This window comes from uncultured Eudoraea sp. (assembly GCF_947260015.1).
Taxonomy (GTDB): domain Bacteria; phylum Bacteroidota; class Bacteroidia; order Flavobacteriales; family Flavobacteriaceae; genus Eudoraea.
The window spans coordinates 1-16328 of sequence record NZ_CAMYOM010000015.1; the positions used below are offsets into that span (position 1 = coordinate 1).

The 16328-nt window shown below is 38.9% G+C and carries 12 protein-coding genes and 1 tRNA gene; 3 read left to right on the forward strand and 10 right to left on the reverse strand.

Annotation, left to right across the window (positions count from 1 at the left end):
- The first annotated feature begins 1 nt into the window (after position 1).
- Positions 2–75 (forward strand) — tRNA-Arg (locus Q0X66_RS08315).
- 253 nt (positions 76–328) lie between these two features.
- Entirely contained in the window at positions 329–1126 is a 798-nt protein-coding gene (locus tag Q0X66_RS08320) for a transporter substrate-binding domain-containing protein (protein ID WP_297705188.1), read from the forward strand.
- A 570-nt stretch (positions 1127–1696) separates the two neighbouring features.
- Here Q0X66_RS08320 and Q0X66_RS08325 read toward each other — a convergent pair.
- The 8 genes from Q0X66_RS08325 to cphA form a co-directional block, all read right to left on the reverse strand.
- Positions 1697–3514 carry a hypothetical protein gene (locus Q0X66_RS08325; protein WP_297705190.1) on the reverse strand — a complete coding sequence of 606 codons (1818 nt, stop codon included), beginning with the start codon at positions 3512–3514 and terminating at the stop codon, positions 1697–1699.
- Positions 3515–3753: 239 nt separating this feature from the next.
- The gene (locus tag Q0X66_RS08330) at positions 3754–4995 is read right to left on the reverse strand and encodes a sodium:proton antiporter (RefSeq protein ID WP_297705192.1); all 1242 of its coding nucleotides are present in this window, start codon (positions 4993–4995) and stop codon (positions 3754–3756) included.
- Positions 4996–5032: 37 nt separating this feature from the next.
- Positions 5033–6988, reverse strand: coding sequence for a thiamine pyrophosphate-dependent enzyme (locus Q0X66_RS08335; RefSeq protein ID WP_297705194.1), 1956 nt, complete (start codon positions 6986–6988; stop codon positions 5033–5035).
- A gap of 11 nt (positions 6989–6999) precedes the next feature.
- Positions 7000–7809 (reverse strand): hypothetical protein, encoded by an 810-nt coding sequence (locus tag Q0X66_RS08340; protein WP_297705196.1) that lies wholly within the window; start codon positions 7807–7809, stop codon positions 7000–7002.
- The gene (locus Q0X66_RS08345; RefSeq protein ID WP_297705198.1) at positions 7754–8512 is read right to left on the reverse strand and encodes an NAD(P)H-dependent oxidoreductase; all 759 of its coding nucleotides are present in this window, start codon (positions 8510–8512) and stop codon (positions 7754–7756) included. Before Q0X66_RS08345 ends, Q0X66_RS08340 begins: the two co-directional genes overlap by 56 nt.
- A gap of 22 nt (positions 8513–8534) precedes the next feature.
- Positions 8535–8807 carry a hypothetical protein gene (locus tag Q0X66_RS08350; protein ID WP_297705200.1) on the reverse strand — a complete coding sequence of 91 codons (273 nt, stop codon included), beginning with the start codon at positions 8805–8807 and terminating at the stop codon, positions 8535–8537.
- Positions 8808–9188: 381 nt separating this feature from the next.
- Positions 9189–10532 carry a sugar porter family MFS transporter gene (locus Q0X66_RS08355; RefSeq protein ID WP_297705202.1) on the reverse strand — a complete coding sequence of 448 codons (1344 nt, stop codon included), beginning with the start codon at positions 10530–10532 and terminating at the stop codon, positions 9189–9191.
- A gap of 99 nt (positions 10533–10631) precedes the next feature.
- The gene (gene cphA / locus Q0X66_RS08360; RefSeq protein ID WP_297705204.1) at positions 10632–13259 is read right to left on the reverse strand and encodes a cyanophycin synthetase; all 2628 of its coding nucleotides are present in this window, start codon (positions 13257–13259) and stop codon (positions 10632–10634) included.
- A 166-nt stretch (positions 13260–13425) separates the two neighbouring features.
- On the opposite strand from cphA, the gene Q0X66_RS08365 reads away from it, so the two are divergent.
- Positions 13426–14289, forward strand: a complete 864-nt coding sequence (locus Q0X66_RS08365) for a cyanophycinase (RefSeq protein WP_297705206.1) — start codon at positions 13426–13428, stop codon at positions 14287–14289.
- On the opposite strand, the gene Q0X66_RS08370 is transcribed toward Q0X66_RS08365, so the two are convergent.
- Complete coding sequence (locus Q0X66_RS08370) at positions 14286–15218, reverse strand: isoaspartyl peptidase/L-asparaginase family protein (protein WP_297705208.1); 933 nt, start codon at positions 15216–15218, stop codon at positions 14286–14288. The two genes, Q0X66_RS08365 and Q0X66_RS08370, sit on opposite strands and share 4 nt — an antisense overlap.
- A gap of 15 nt (positions 15219–15233) precedes the next feature.
- A complete protein-coding gene (locus tag Q0X66_RS08375) occupies positions 15234–16217 on the reverse strand; it encodes a YpdA family putative bacillithiol disulfide reductase (protein WP_297705210.1) in 984 nt (327 codons plus the stop codon).
- Between the last annotated feature and the right edge of the window lie 111 nt (positions 16218–16328).

Consider the following 16328-nt stretch of genomic DNA (forward strand, 5'->3'; position numbering starts at 1 on the left):
AGGCCCCGTGGCGCAACTGAATAGCGCATCAGATTTCGGCTCTGAGGGTTGGGGGTTTGAATCCCTCCGGGGTCACGAATAAGTAAAAATCCCAAACGGCAAATCAAGCTTGCTTGAATTTGTAAGTTTGGGGTTTTTACTTTCAAGGCGGAGCCTTGTAGGGAACAACGTTGGTTAATCCCGAATCCAATCCTGAACGCTATACATCCACAACGGTGTTATGGATGTTTGATTTAACACTACAATTACAAGTATATTTGATGCTAAATGAATAAGTATTATCTTCAGCAACCTATTAATTTCAGTAACCAACTTAAAACAAAAAACTATGAAATTAAAATACACAACCGTTATTTTAATGTTTTTTATCGCTTTTGCCATTCCGGTTAATGGACAGAAGACACTCGCTAAAATTCTTAAAAGCGGAGAGATCAGGATTGGTCTAACGGGGAATCAACCACCTTTTAATATGAAATCAAAGTCTGGCGAATTAATGGGCTTTGAAGTTGACCTTGCCAATGTATTAGCTAATGGTATTGGCGTAAAATTGACGACTGTAGTAATGCCATTTTCAGAACTATTACCGGCATTGGAGGCTGGCAAAATAGATGCGGTTATGTCTGGAATGACAGTTACTTCTGAACGCAGTGTAAAAGCCCTTTTTGCTGGACCTTATACGATATCTGGCAAATCAATTCTTGCAAAATCATCCGTCTTATCTAAATTGAAAGGGACCGAAGAAGCCAATAATGAAAACTACAAAATAAGCTGTTTAAAGGGATCTACCAGTGAGGCTTTTGTTAAAAAATATATGCCCAAGGCACAGGCTATACCAGTCAGTAATTATGATGAAGGGATTGCCATGATACTTAGTGATCAGGCAGATGCCATGGTTGCAGACTACCCAATTTGTGTAATTACCATCATGCGCAACCAGGGGAAAGATTTAGTAACGCTTGAGGGCCCATTGAATATAGAACCGATAGGTATGGCACTGCCGGCAGATGATCTCCATTTTCATAATCTGGTAGAAAATTACCTAAAGGCATTTGATTTAGCAGGGGCACTTAAAATTATTGATGACAAATGGCTAAAAGATGGCAGCTGGTTATTTAGTATGGAATAGGTGTCGTAAGCTGAAACAATATCATTTTTGCCATATCCTAGTCTTTTCAGGGATTTGTTAAAATTGTTATAATTCGTAAGATTAAGTGTAACGTTTTAAATGTCTTTACGTCTTAATAATCTAATATGTAAAAAAACAAAATATGAGACATTCAAATAGAAGCACAAAAACAAAAGGATCTTTCTTATTCTCTACCTTCCAGGGGAGTAAAAGAACGAATTGGAACGCTGTTAGAAAATATACTAACTAGCGAAAACAAGGAAATACAATTATTATTTAATTAGGGAGTCATATTGGCTCCCTTTTTTCTTTTACTTTATTTAGTACCAATCATTTTTATTAATAGCTTCTTTAGACCAGAAAGAAGTACTTTCGGGTATTTACACTAGCATATTATAGTCTACATAGTTAATTTTAAATCATTGTTAATACCTGTGAGTCAGCTCAAAGTTATTAGAAGGGTTCCATGCGAAGTATTCATGTTAACGAATCCCTTATTCTATTGTATTATGGCAAGCCATAAGAAGAAAATTTCTAATATTAATAATGTTGCCAAATATAAATAACCAGCTACGGTGTTGCGAGATTGTTTTCCAATCTTTCAATTTCTTGAACCAGGCCGTTTAAAGCTTTACTGCCCTCTTCTAATAGTCTCAATATTTGTTGTTTGGACCCTGGAAATTCCTCTTTTAGGTTGTTGAACAATTCCTGATAATAGTGTATTCCATCTTTTAAATTACTAGCGAAGGTTAACAAATACTTCCTTTGCTTTTCAGTAATTTCACCACTGGATTCGGCAATACGAGCTTGAAGATAATCTAAATAAATATAGAGTTCTTTAATGAACATGTGTGGACGATCTACTCTGGTTAGCACATTATTCTTTCCATAAATATGGTCTATCATTTCATTCAGTTCCATGGTTTTGGAAAAATATGCCATGTTTGGACCGGGACATATTGAAACCCCCTGGCCTTCAGTTTTTGTGTCAAGTCCGTAGGTTAGTAGGGCAGAAGTTCCCAGCCCTACACAGGTGCAAGATTTTTCAGTTATTTTGTTGTATTGATACTCATAGTCTTCGACAGCAAGTTCTTGTTTGTCCAACTCCTTTATTTTTAGATGCTGATATTGTCTGGATGCCGTACAGATTCCTGTATCCAAAAAGTCTTTATTCATGGCCACAAATTTTTTTGGACATGGGCTTCCCGGTCTTCCCTTTTCAATTAATTTGGCTTTGTCCAAATCTTTGGTATTTCCTTTTAAGCTGTGAAAGGGAATACCCAGGGGAGAAATATTACTGAGATATAAATCATCTTCTTTGGCCGCGACCAATTTTTCAATAGTCGACTTGTCTACGGTGGTTGCTTCTGGTACTAAAAGAAATGGTGTTCCCCATCCAACAGAATCTACCTTGTAATGATTTAAAATAAAGTTGTGTTCCTCTTTGGTTCCTACCCCACCTTGTGCCGTAATTTTTAACGGTAAGATTGAATTTGGAACAATTCGATTTTTTTGATCCAAAGCACTTGTCAAAATCTCGTAAACCGATTGGGTCAAGTTTTCTTTTTCTTCTTTAAATTGATTTAGGATAGGGCCCATAAGAAAACCATCCGTAGCGAAAGCATGTCCGCCACAATTAAGTCCTGATTCAATTCGATATTCTGACACCCACAACCCTTTTTTTGCCAGGAATTTACCTTGGATTAAGGCTGAACGGTAATCACTTACTTTAAGTACGATTTTCTTTTTGATAATTCCATTTTCATCGGGATAAAAATCTTCGAACTTTTCCATATAGCTATACAATCTGGGATTCATTCCAGCAGAAAGAATAAGGGAAGAATTTAAAACACTGTTGGCGTAACCTCTAAGTGCCGCATGGGCATCATTATATTCCGCAGGTAATTTTACCTTTTTTCTATAATTTTCCTTATCAACCTTGGTCATAATATTAACATCAATACTTCCCATAGGGAGGTTTTCCACAATCCAAGATTTGATTTCTTGTAAATCAAAAGAGTCTTTTGTTAAATTCTTGAATTCTTGTTTCAAACTAGACGTATCCGGCAACATTGAAAAATATTTCTTGAGATCATTAGTCGATTCAGCAGTAACATTTTTTAGTTCTTCGAATTTTTTTACGCTTTCATCATAGATAAGATTTAAATATGAGGTGATTCTTTTTGCCCTAAAGTCATCCATCTTTTCAGTAATTTCTGTATAGGGACGCTCAAATTTATCACAATACATCTTCCTTAATTTTTCAATAAGAATATCATCTACCAAAGAAATAACGGAGTCTATGCCAAATTGGGATACCTTTAAAGGAGTGTCTATGGTAAAGCCTATTCCCATAACAGGAATATGGAAAGAATGGACATTTGTCATGTTACAATTTAATTTATGACAAACGCGAATCAAAATCAAACGTAATTTGCCATTACAAATTTCCAAAAATAAGCAGGCTTAAAACATGATATTTGTCAGTTAGTCCTTTTAAAGTTAGATTGGCTTACTGAAGTATCTTCGATATCGATATAAAATACGACACATCCAAATTGGCCAATTTGTTGAACTTAGTGACAAAATATCTGAATAAAGCATAAAAGATTCCCATGTATATGGTTTTAATTATATAGCTTTTTTACAAGGGCTCCAATACTGAGTCCCTGTACAATAATTGAAAACAATACTACAGCATAGGTGATATACAGTATTAATTCTGAAGAAGTATTGTCGCCCAAACTTAGCGCCAAAGCTATGGAAATCCCTCCGCGTAACCCTCCCCATGTTAAGATAGCAACAGTTTTTATAGGTTTACTTTCCTTGTGTTTTAACAATGAGTAAGGCAGCAGTACGGAAATAAACCTGGCTATAAGTACAATAACAATTGCCAGAATTCCCAAAGCAAGATAACCTGGACTAAAATTTAAGAGATGAATAGCTAAGCCTATAAGGACAAATAAGATACCGTTGAAAACATCGTCTAATACTTCCCAAAATTCATTAATAAGTTTTCTTGCCGGACCCTTATTAGCAACTACATTTAATTTATTCCCTATATACATTCCGGAGACGACCATAGCCAATGGCCCTGAAACATGAATTATGGAGGCAATTGCATATCCCCCCATTACTATGGCCAGACTAATCATTACAGCCAATTGAGGATTTTCTTTTACCGATTTAATAGAGGTATACCCTATAAAACCTAATAAAGCACCAAAGAGTATTCCTCCAACAGCTTCTTCCAGAAATAATTTTCCTATTTCAACCCCTAACGAACTTTCTGCAGGATGCCCTCCCATATCAGCAAAAATTAGTATTCCTGCAAAAACTACAACGCCAATGCCATCATTGAAGAGGGATTCACCTTCAATCTTGATCTGAAGATTTTTAGCAATCTTTGTTTTTTTAAGAATGGCCAATACAGCAATAGGATCTGTGGGGGAGATTAATGCGCCAAAAAGAAAGGCGTAAATTATTGGTAATTGAAGACCCATTAAATGTGCAGCACTAAAAATAAGTCCACCTACTATTAAAGTGGAAATTAGTACCCCCAGGGTAGCAAATAAAAGAACAGACCATTTCTCCTTAGTTAAATCATCAAGATTCACATGCATTGCGCCCGCGAAGAGGAGAAAGCTTAAAATGCCATCTAATAAGAAGGTTCGGAAATCAGATTGAGTGACAATATCACAAAAGAAGCGGTAGAAATCAGGAAAAATACCCTTGCTAATTGTGATTAGTATCATGGTAACCAGGCTCATCAGCATTAGTCCAATGGTAGCTGGCATTTTTAACCATTTGTAATTTATTAAGCTGAATAAAGCAGCTATAGAGAAAATTATACTAAACGATTGAAGCATCTGCTTAAATTATTAGGAAGGATTAAATTTATCAAAACTATATCAGCGTTACATCTGTAATGACTTCGAGAAGACCTGGATTGGGTTGTTCAAATAATTCCTTCATAGCCTGTTCCAAATCTTCTTCTTTGGATACACGCTTTCCCCAGGCACCGCATGAAATAGCATATTCTGAAAAATTCGGATTAGATAAAGAAGTTTGCCATACATCGTATTCTCCAGCTCGTTGCTCTTTAGAAATTTTACCAAGTTCATGATTGTTCAGAACAATTAATTTTACAGGCATATTGTATTTGACCAATGTGGTTATTTCAGCCAAGTACTGGCAAAGCCCGCCATCACCTGCTACTGCTACCACTGGCCTCGAACTGCCAACAGCAGCCCAGGCACCTATGGATGCCGGTAGTGCAAATCCAATGGAGCCTAAATATCCCGACATTAAAAAATCTTGCTGTTCGGGTTCAAAATAGCGTCCAAAAGAGTATGCATTGTTCCCTACATCAACACACATGACCGCATTCTTGGGAGTCCATTTGTTCATCATTTCAAATACGGCGATGGAACTTAGTCCATTTTCGGAAGTTTCTGATAAGCGTTTTTTCTTTTCAGTTTTCCAGATAGACCAACGTTGGGCAATTTCTGACCTCTGATCTAAAGTATCTGTTTTTCCTTCTAAGGCAGTAGTAAAGATTTCTAAAGTCCTCGAAATTTCACCCCAAACGGCTACATCTACTTCATGAAATTTGCTTAGAGCGAGTGGATCAAAATCCACTTGTATCGTGGGTTTCTTAGGAGTAATTCCTGTATGGTTTGAGAAGGAAGCTCCAAAGACCAGGAGCAGATCGGCTTCGTTCATAAACCATGAGGCGATCGGAGTCCCGCTTCGACCTAAAACACCACATCCCAATGGATGATTATCGGCAATCAGCCCTTTTCCTTTGAACGTGGTCACTACTGCAGCATTTAAACTTTCAGCGAATTCGACAATAGCTTTTTTGTGTGCCCGGGCACCATGTCCTAAAATAATAAGCGGACGTTTTGCTTTTTCTATCAAGGCAATGGCCTTGTTAACCATCTCTTTTGGAGGGGCTATCTCCATAGGAGTAATCCTGTTGGTAGGGAACTGCGCTTTTGTACCAGATTTAGCCTTTTGGTCCTGGATTTCATCCGGGAATGTAAGATGGGAAACATCTCTTCTGATGATGGCATGTTTAATAGCAAGGGACATTAATTCGGAATGCTTGCTATCTCCCTGAACACGTTGGTTAAATTCCGCCACTGAATTGAATGCCTGAACCAGGTCTACTTCCTGAAAATTTCCTGTACCTACCACTTGCGTAGCTACCTGTCCTGTAAGCGCCAGAAATGGAGCCCTGTCCACCTTGGCATCCCACATGCCTGTATATAAGTTAGTAGCTCCAGGTCCGGCAATGGTGAAACAAGCTGCAGGTTTTCCTGTAAGTTTACCATAGGCAGATACTGCAAAGGCTGCAGCACCTTCATGGCGAATACCATAAAAATTGAGATTTCCTTTTTGCTCTTGTCGTTTCATGGCGTCGGCAAATCCGAGGTTTGAATGCCCTACCATTCCAAAAACTTTGGTTACTCCCCAATTGATCATAGTTTCAACCATGACATCGGAAACTGTAGGCTCGTGCGATTTCTCTTGTACCAAACCCACATATATGGCTTCATTTTCTTCCTTGGTGGGATAGACTTCCACACCATCATCAAACCCGCCCGGAGGTAAACCGGTGCAAGGGTGAAAATCCCAGCCATGCCACGGACATCTTAACAGACCATTTTCAATAGAGCCTTCACCTAAAGGTCCACCCTGATGCGGACATTTGTTGTCCATGGCAGAAAATTTTCCCTCGAAATGAGTAAGACAAATACCTTTGTGTTTGGCAGTCACCGTTTTTACTCTTCCCTCCGGTAAATCAGTTTTATTATCCAGTACTTTATGCCAAATAAGGTCTTGCGAAGAAGCCATAATTAATCGGTTTAATTTTTATATTGGAAGAATGCCTCAGATAAAAAGGCAGTACCCGTATTCTTGTCAATTTCTGTGGCTGGTAGGATCGCTCCATTAAATCCATTTATACCCCAGGATCCCAGGGATAATGGTTTAAAACCTGAAGTATCTATTACCTCATGTCCTTTGTATCCGCTGATGTATAAATAATGATCTCTGCACACAGTATCAGGTACTGCAAGGCCTAATCCAATTGCATCACCCGTCATATCATTGAAAATAGCATAAGCCCCTGTGTCAAAGTGGTGGGGCCATATCCGAATTTCGGAGTTTAAGTTTTGGTCCTGTAAAAAAGCTTCCAGAACTGATTGCGCCAAAATTCTTAGATTCAACAATTCACGAAGCCTTTTAGGGTCCAAAAGTTTAAAAACAAAATTATCTTTTATTTGATAGGGAAAATCATAATGAAAGGAATAAGTGTAAGGTACCTTAATAGCCGCCTTAGCAGCAATCTTTTCAATCCATTTTAGAATTTCGGCATGGGTGGTACCATCCAATCGCAGTGAAGTGGACACATCATTTGAATTCCATTCCAAACTGAATTTTTTATAGCTTACAGATAATGTATCTCCGTTCTCATTTAACGGCCTTGAATACATGCTACTATTTTCGATTGAAAAGCCAAGATTGCTATGGCTGTCATCATCCTTTTTCTCTAAAAAACTTATTCCTGCGGCAGCAAGGTATTGCGCCAGCAGATACATCATCTTTTCCATTACCGAATTATCTTTTATGTTCAGGACTGTCAAACCCCGCTTTGCATCCAGCAGCCCACTCATCGGGTTGATTACCGTGTGCCGGAATGCCACCATTATCTTTTAACATTCGGGCAAGATGCAAACAATTCCAGACAAGAAAAGTTGTATTTCTATTGGTAAAGTCGTTCTCGGGGCCTCCTGAACCCTCGTCTCGATAAGAAGGTCCTGGTCCAGCCTCACCCATCCAACCGGCATCTGCCTGTGGAGGCACCGTATAACCTATATGTGAAAGAGAAAATAATATATTCATGGCACAATGCTTTACCCCATCTTCGTTACCTGTAATCAAGGTAGCACCAACTTTGCCATAATCCCTGTATTGCCCTTTTTCATTAAACAAATGCGTATATCCATACATCCGCTCCAATACCCGGTTACAGACCGAGGATTTTTCTCCTAACCAGACTGAAGTACAGAGGATAAGAATATCACAGGCATCTACTTCCTTTTGAAGCATGGGCCAGTCATCTTTCTCCCATTCCGGGGTTTTGGACATATCCAGGCCCAGACCGGCAGGAAGCACATAATCCACTGGTCTGATAACTTTTGTAGCTACACCATTTGCCTCAAAAATTCGCTGAGCAACACCTATAAGTGCTTCGGTATGTGAGAGAACCGGTGTTCTGTTTAGTGTGCAGTTAAGGAATAAAACTTTGAGATCATTGTATTTGGCAGGGGGATTGGAACAGTGTTGTTCCGTCATTTTCGAGAGTTGTTTTGACATTATTGATTGTTTAGAATTTAGATTATTTTTTATATGATATCTTACAAGTAGGACATTCTGTGCCATGCACAGCACTTTTTAGTTTTATTCCATCTAAATGGGTTACTAGAAAGTCCTGTATAAAAGCATACTTACTTTCTTTATTATTTACATCTATTTGTGCATCCTTAAATTTTTCACGGATAACGTTGCCGTACTCCTGATCTCCCCAACAATTGGGACATACACCTTTGGGGATCTCATCAAATTCATCTGTTTTTTTCTTTTTGAATAGATTGCTAAAAAAATTTCTCATGGCTGTATTGTTTTAAAATGGAAATTAATTCTGTACCATACTCTAAGAGTCCAATATTTCTAAGATTACTTACAGTATTGCAACAATTTGTTTCGGTGAATAAGTAAGTATGGCAATATGATTGTGTAACAATAAATATTTATGCACCAGGTCACAGGGTCTTCTCAACAGTAGTTTTATACCCAAGCCAAAAAACTCAAATATTCTATTATTAGGAGACTTATGTTCTTCCATAATTTCCTACATAGCTAATTCAATATAACATATTATACAATACTTCAAGACCATGGCGCATTCTTCCTTTATCCCGGGCTGAAAATGCATGGGACCTAAAACTACCTTCATTTTCTATACAATGCAATTAATCTTATTTTGAATTACCTATAATACACTCTTAGATTTAACCTTTTTGGTTCTTGTTAGCGACTTGCTTAATTCCTCCAGTGATATTCCTTTGGTCTCAGGCATAATAAAGGCCACAAAAAGAAGCTGTAAAAACATCATAAATGCGAAAAATGTAAATACAATTCCGGGTCCTATAGTAGCAAAGAGAATAGGAATTAAAGAAGGCACAACAGCTGCAAGAATCCAGTGCACAGAACTTCCAAAGCTTTGGCCGTATCCTCTTAAATGATTAGGGAATATTTCTGAAATAAACACCCAAATTACGGTTCCTTGTCCAATTGCATGGGCTGCGATAAACAGGAATAAAAAGAATGCTACGGAAATTCCTTCCCAGTTTAAATAAAATGCACAGGCTACCAGAGATAGAGCTATAATATATCCAATAGAGCCGATATACATTAATTGTTTTCTCCCCATTCGGTCAATCAGGTATATTCCCAAAAGGGTGAATACCATATTGGTTACCCCTATACCAATACTACTCAATAGCGCCGTGCTGGCACCCAGGCCAGCTTCTTCCAATATTCGTGGAGCATAATAAAGAAACGCATTGATCCCCGAGAGTTGATTAAAAAAGGCGATGCAAAAAGCCAGTATCAATGGAAATCTATATTTCAATAAGAAAATGTTTTCCCCTGGAATCGTACCTTCACTTTCCTTTTTAATTTCCAGCATCATGTGTTCTGCATCAATGCCCGGATTTATAACTTTTAAAACTTCTTTAGCCTCATCAACACGGTGTTTAGACAACAGCCACCTGGGGCTTTTTGGAATTGTCAAGGTGAATACGGTATAAATAACTGCCGGAATGGCTTCAACTCCTACCATCCAACGCCAGGCATTTTCCCCAATTCCATTTAATAGGTAATTTGAAAAAAAAGCGATCAGGATACCAAATACAATATTAAACTGATATAAACCAACAAGTTTGCCTCGATCCTTAGCAGGAGCAATCTCTGAAATGTAAGCAGGTGCTGCGATCGTTGAAGCCCCTACTCCCAATCCACCAATAAATCTAAAAATGGCAAACGTTATGGGATCACTTGACAAGGCAGAGCCCAAAGCCGAGATGGTGTAAAATATACCTATCCATATAAGGGTATTCTTTCTACCGAGTTTATTTGTGGGGATACCACCTAATAATGCGCCAATAACAGTGCCCCAAAGTGCCATTCCTATTACTACTACTCCATGAAACACATCGGACGAATCCCACAATGCTTGAAGTGTTTTGTCAGCACCGGAAATAACAACAGTATCAAAGCCGAAAAGAAATCCGGCTAAAGCTGCCGTAATGGACCAAACCCATATTTTTTTCATTTGAGTAGTTCTTGAGAAAACCACGGGTTTCGGCCCGTATTTTTATTTATGATCGACTCTAAATAATGACTATGTATTTAAAAACATATCACAAATGCCCTAAATTAATTCGCCTTTCGCCTCCTTGTCTTTAAAGTGCTTTACCAAGTCCAGAGCATCCGGGACCACATCGCTACAGAGCACTATGAGTGATCCTTTCTCAGCATGTGTCACCGCATGAGTAATAGCTTCTTTCTCCGAAGGTATAATGGTAGTTTTTTTATTGGGATCCTGCTTTTTAATTCCGGCATCCAACATATTAATCAGATCAGTCTCCGATTTACCTCTCAAATTTTTATCCTGTCTAATAATAATCTCGTCAAACATTTCAGCGGCAATACTTCCCATCTCATTATTATCTTCTTCCCTTCGGTCCCCGATACCAGCTATGATCCCGACTTTTACGGTGGCTTCCAGATTATCTGTAAACTTTTGCAAGGCACGCATGCCTGCAGGATTATGAGCATAGTCTAATAAGATGTCAAAGTTGTTAAACTTAAACAGATTTAAACGTCCAGGAGTACTTGAAGCCGATGGGATAAAGGTCTCCAGGGCTGCTTTCGTATCTTCAATACTAATACCCTGAACATTGGCAGCTATAATAGCCGGCAAAATATTCTGAATCATAAAAAGAGCCTTCCCACCATAGGTCAATGGTATATTTTCTGCTTTCATTAACCGCATTTTCCACTCACCCCTGCAAAGGGTTACATAGCCATTCTCATAAATGGCAGTTATTCCGCCTATTCTTTGTAAGGCCTGTATCCTGGGGTTATTTTCATCCATGGAGAACAACGCAAGATTGCAATCTATGTTTCTACGCATTTCATAAACCAAATCGTCATCCGCATTTAGGATGGCATAACCATCGGGTAGCACGGTTTCCGGTATAACCGCCTTAACCCTGGCAAGTTGTTCTATAGTATGTATGCCTTTTAAACCCAAATGATCTGCTGAAACATTAGTGACTATAGCAACATCACATTTCTTAAAACCTAATCCGGCTCTTAATAAACCACCTCGTGCACATTCCAGTACGGCAAAATTGACAGTAGGATCTTTGAGCACAAACTCCGCACTTGCCGGGCCAGTGCAATCTCCTTTCATCAACATTCTATTTTGAATATAAACCCCATCACTGGTGGTATAACCTACCCTTTGTCCATTCATTTTAGCGATATGAGCAATTAGCCGGCTAGTAGTAGTTTTACCATTAGTTCCGGTAATAGCTACAATGGGTATCCTGCCAGTGTCGCCTTTTTGAGGGAATAATTTATCTACTACAGGAGCGGCAACGTTTCTTGGTAAGCCAGTGGTGGGAGCCAGGTGCATCCTGAAACCAGGCCCTGCATTAACTTCCAAAACCGCACCACCTGTATCTGAAAGTGGCTGGCTAATATCACTGGTCATTATATCAATTCCACATATGTCGAGGTCGATGATCTTTGAAATCCTTTCCGCCATAGATACATTGGCAGGATGAACGATATCTGTTAGATCTTCTGCAGTACCCCCGGTGCTTAAATTAGCAGTATCCTTTAAAATTAATCGCTCCCCTTCCTTTAATACGGAGTCTGTAGTATAGCCTGCATCTGCGATAATCGTTTTTGTCAGATCGTTTATGGTTATTGCGGTAAGCACTTTCTCATGGCCATACCCTCTACGTGGATCTTTGTTCACTTCCTCGACCAATTCTTCTATGGTAGATTTTCCATCACCTACAACATGAGCAGGAGTACGTTTCGCTGCGGCAACAAAATTGTTGTTAATGACCAAAAGTCTGTAATCTTCACCTGTAATATATTTTTCAACAATGACCCGTCTTGATACTTCTTTAGCCACTTTAAAGGCATCGAGCGCATCCTCATATGAATTGATATCTACTGTAATTCCCCTGCCGTGATTACCATCAATAGGTTTAATAACAAGTGGGTATCCCACATATCGGCAAGCATCTTCCAAGCTGCCTTCCCGGCTGATTATATCACCACGAGGGACTTCGACCTCGGCCTGTTCTAATAAAAATTTAGTGTCTTCCTTATCACATGCCAATTCAACTCCTATACTACTGGTCTCACTGGTTACGGTGGCCTGTATCCTTTTCTGATTGGCACCATACCCAAGTTGCACCAGCGAATATTTGTTTAACCGTATCCATGGTATCCCACGACTTTTTGCTTCCAGAACTATAGACCCGGTACTTGGCCCAAGTCGTTCAGATTCCCGAAGTTCTCGCATACGTTGTATGTCATCTTCCAGATCATAGGGCTCTGCAGCAATTAATGCTTCACAAACACGAACAGCAGCTTTAGCAGCATATCTGCCTACTGATTCCTCAATGTATGAGAAAACAACGTTGTATACCCCTTTCTCCCCATATCCGCGCGTTCTTCCGAATCCAGTATCCATATCCGCCAATGTTTGGATTTCCAGGGCAATATGTTCAATAACATGACCCATCCACGTACCCTCATCTACGCGCATAAAAAAACCTCCTTCGCATCCTTCTGAACATCGATGCGAATACATACTCGGAAACATCTCTCGGATACGGTCTGCAAAACCATCTATTTTGTTGGTCGGCAATTCTTCCATTTCTTCCAAATCCAGAACCATTACAATTAGTCGATGACGGCGAATAGACCAGTAATTTGGTCCCCTCATGGCATTTATTTCTCTTATTTTCATGACCTTAAATTTTATGGTTTCTAACCGCGGATTTATAAATTGACAACAAGCCTTGGAATACTATTTTTACTGTTGAAATGAGTTTAATAAGTTCTGCGTAATTTCATAAATATATGACATTTTTTATAACAATAGCTGTATTTTTGCTTCCTATATACCAAAAAGTATGACGGTAAATGGAACCTTAATTCCAATAGGTGGAAATGAGGATAAAGGGACGGTGTCAGGAGAATCGTTTCACCTTGAATTTATTCAGGAAAGTATCCTCTCCAGAGTGGTAAGTGAGAGTGGGGGCAATGAGGCACAAATTGTTGTTATTCCAACTGCCTCAAGTATTCCAAAAGATGTAAGTAATAGTTATCTCAAGGCCTTTGACAAATTAGGATGTCGTAGGGTGCATATTATGGATATACGAGATAGGAAAGAGTCTGAAAACCCAAAGAATGTGGAATGGATTGGAAATGCACAATGCGTAATGTTTTCGGGGGGAAACCAATCTAATATCACTTCAAAAATAGGCAGCACTAAATTACATGAAGTGCTCACAGAACGTTATAAAAAAGACTCTTTGGTGATAGCTGGAACCAGTGCCGGCGCAATGTGTATGTCCCATGAGATGATTGCAGGTGGTAGCAGTACAGAATCATTTATAAAAGGGGCCGTAAAAATGGATACCGGAATGGGATTCATTTCTAATTTAATCATAGACTCTCATTTTATTCGTCGAGGCCGTTTTGGACGACTTGCGGAAGCCGTCGCTAAATATCCGGATATGATGGGTATTGGCCTTGCAGAAGATACAGGACTGGTTATTAAAAATAGCAACACTTTTGAAATAATAGGTTCCGGGATGGTTATTATGTTTGATCCAAGAAAACTAAAACACAATAATGAAAAGATTCTTGAGAAAGGCACGCCTATGTCTCTGATTAATCTTAAAACTCACGTCTTGGCAAATGGGGACCGATTTAATATGAAAAGAGGCAAAGTGAAAGTATTACCCCTTGATGCTCCTTTTCCAGCCTCTTAATTCATATAAATACTGATCTGATCTGCACCGTCTGATGATTTGCAGGCCCTGTACATACCTTCAGTGTTAAAAGGCATTGCAATATTACCAAGGGCGTCAACAGCAATTAATCCTCCATCTCCTCCCAGTTTCAATAAACGATTTTGGATAAGTTCCTCTGCAGCATCCTGAAGCGATAGGTTTTTGTATTCCATCAGGCAGGATAAGTCATATGCAACAACCCCTCTTATAAAAAATTCGCCGCTGCCCGTGCAGGAAACAGCACATGTTTTATTGTTGGCATAATTTCCTGCTCCAATCATAGGACTATCGCCAACTCTGCCAAATTGCTTGTTGGTCATGCCTCCGGTGGAAGTTGCAGCTGCCAGGTTCGCGAAACTATCACAAGCTACAGCACCAACAGTTCCAAATTTCGAATCCTTATTTACAGAATGGTCTAGTTTAAAACTCTTTGTACCTCTAATCTCCTGCCACTGTTGAAAGCGAAGTTCATCATAGAAATATTTCTCGTCTTCAAGATGGTATTTCAGTTTCTCTGCAAATTGCATAGCACCTTTAGAAGCAAGAAAAACATGATCGCTTTTTTCCATAACATCCCGCGCCAGGCTAATAGGGTTTTTTATGCCACTTACCAAAGAAATGGCTCCGGCATTAAGGGTTTTTCCGTCCATAATGGAAGCATCCATTTCATGTTTCCCTTCGGAAGTGAATACACTTCCCTTTCCTGCATTAAACAAATGTGAATCCTCAAGTTCTTTAACAGATGCCTCAACAGCTTCGACGGCAGAACCCCCGGATTCTAAAAGCAGATACCCTTTTTGTAAGGCACGTTCTAAAACTGCTTTATACATACTTTCTTTTTCAGGTGTCATTATTCCCCTGACAAGGGTTCCGGCTCCTCCATGAATGGCTAGGGCAATTTTTTTCATGCGCTTGTATAACTCTTAATTACCGATTTCGGATTCTTTTTTCCGCAAAATATTTTTAATAATGATCTTTGCGTGCACTCGTGAATTTTCAATAAACCACTTATGAGTTTCCATACCTCCGCAGATAACACCGGCAAGGTAAATTCCTTTTATATTGGTTTCCATGGTTTCCGGATTGTAATTTGGTAATTTTTTCTCATCCTTTGATAATTCAATACCTACATTCTCCAGAAATTCAAAATTTGGAGTATATCCGGTTAAGGCCAGGACAAAATCATTTTCTAAAATAATTTTTCCCTCAGGAGTTTCCAACTCAATTTCATTTTCGCGAATCTCTTTCACTGAGGCGTTATAGTAAGATTTAATACTTCCCTCTTCAATTCTGTTTATAATATCCGGACGAACCCAATATTTAACCCGCTTGCCAACTTCAGGGCCTCTGATAATCAGCGTAACTTCAGCACCTTTTCGCCAGCACTCCAGGGCAGCATCAATAGCTGAATTACTTGCTCCTACCACGGCCAGCTTTTGACTCGCATAGAAATGAGGGTCCTTGTAATAATGAGATACTTTTGGGAGTTTTTCCCCGGGAACTTCCAGGAGGTTTGGAAGGTCATAAAATCCGGTGGCAATAGTAATATTAGTAGCTGTATATGTATTTTTATTTGTTATTACTTTAAAATCTTCTGTCCCTTTTTTTATTGTCTCAACTTTTTCAAAGAGGTGAATCTTCAATTTATTGGAGGTAACAATTCTTCTGTAATATTCCAAAGACTCATTGCGTTTTGGTTTTGCTTCGTTGCTTATAAAAGGAATGTCATCTATTTCCAGTCGTTCTGAAGAGGAGAAAAACTGCATGTTCACGGGATAATTAAATAAGGAATTGACTATAGGACCCTTCTCTATAATCAGGTAGCTCAAACCGTTTTTTTGAGCTTCGAGTCCGCAGGCTATTCCAATGGGGCCACCACCAACAATCAAAAGATCAAATCTATCCATATGTTCCTTATAATAGAGGTAAAATTTAGTGAGAATATAGGTAGGCGCAAAGCTATGTAATTTATTCTTAAACATATAAAAGAAAGCAAGCTAAGACAATATGGCTAACAA

Bases quoted from the DNA above. Each gene is read 5' to 3' on its own strand.
- Q0X66_RS08330 (WP_297705192.1), bottom strand. From the start codon at position 4,995: ATGCTTCAATCGTTTAGTATAATTTTCTCTATAGCTGCTTTATTCAGC.
- cphA (WP_297705204.1), bottom strand. From the start codon at position 13,259: ATGAAAATAAGAGAAATAAATGCCATGAGGGGACCAAATTACTGGTCT.
- Q0X66_RS08355 (WP_297705202.1), bottom strand. From the start codon at position 10,532: ATGAAAAAAATATGGGTTTGGTCCATTACGGCAGCTTTAGCCGGATTT.
- Q0X66_RS08370 (WP_297705208.1), bottom strand. From the start codon at position 15,218: ATGAAAAAAATTGCCCTAGCCATTCATGGAGGAGCCGGAACCCTTGTC.
- Q0X66_RS08350 (WP_297705200.1), bottom strand. From the start codon at position 8,807: ATGAGAAATTTTTTTAGCAATCTATTCAAAAAGAAAAAAACAGATGAA.
- Q0X66_RS08335 (WP_297705194.1), bottom strand. From the start codon at position 6,988: ATGGCTTCTTCGCAAGACCTTATTTGGCATAAAGTACTGGATAATAAA.
- Q0X66_RS08320 (WP_297705188.1), top strand. From the start codon at position 329: ATGAAATTAAAATACACAACCGTTATTTTAATGTTTTTTATCGCTTTT.
- Q0X66_RS08340 (WP_297705196.1), bottom strand. From the start codon at position 7,809: ATGAGTGGGCTGCTGGATGCAAAGCGGGGTTTGACAGTCCTGAACATA.
- Q0X66_RS08365 (WP_297705206.1), top strand. From the start codon at position 13,426: ATGACGGTAAATGGAACCTTAATTCCAATAGGTGGAAATGAGGATAAA.
- Q0X66_RS08375 (WP_297705210.1), bottom strand. From the start codon at position 16,217: ATGGATAGATTTGATCTTTTGATTGTTGGTGGTGGCCCCATTGGAATA.
- Q0X66_RS08345 (WP_297705198.1), bottom strand. From the start codon at position 8,512: ATGTCAAAACAACTCTCGAAAATGACGGAACAACACTGTTCCAATCCC.
- Q0X66_RS08325 (WP_297705190.1), bottom strand. From the start codon at position 3,514: ATGACAAATGTCCATTCTTTCCATATTCCTGTTATGGGAATAGGCTTT.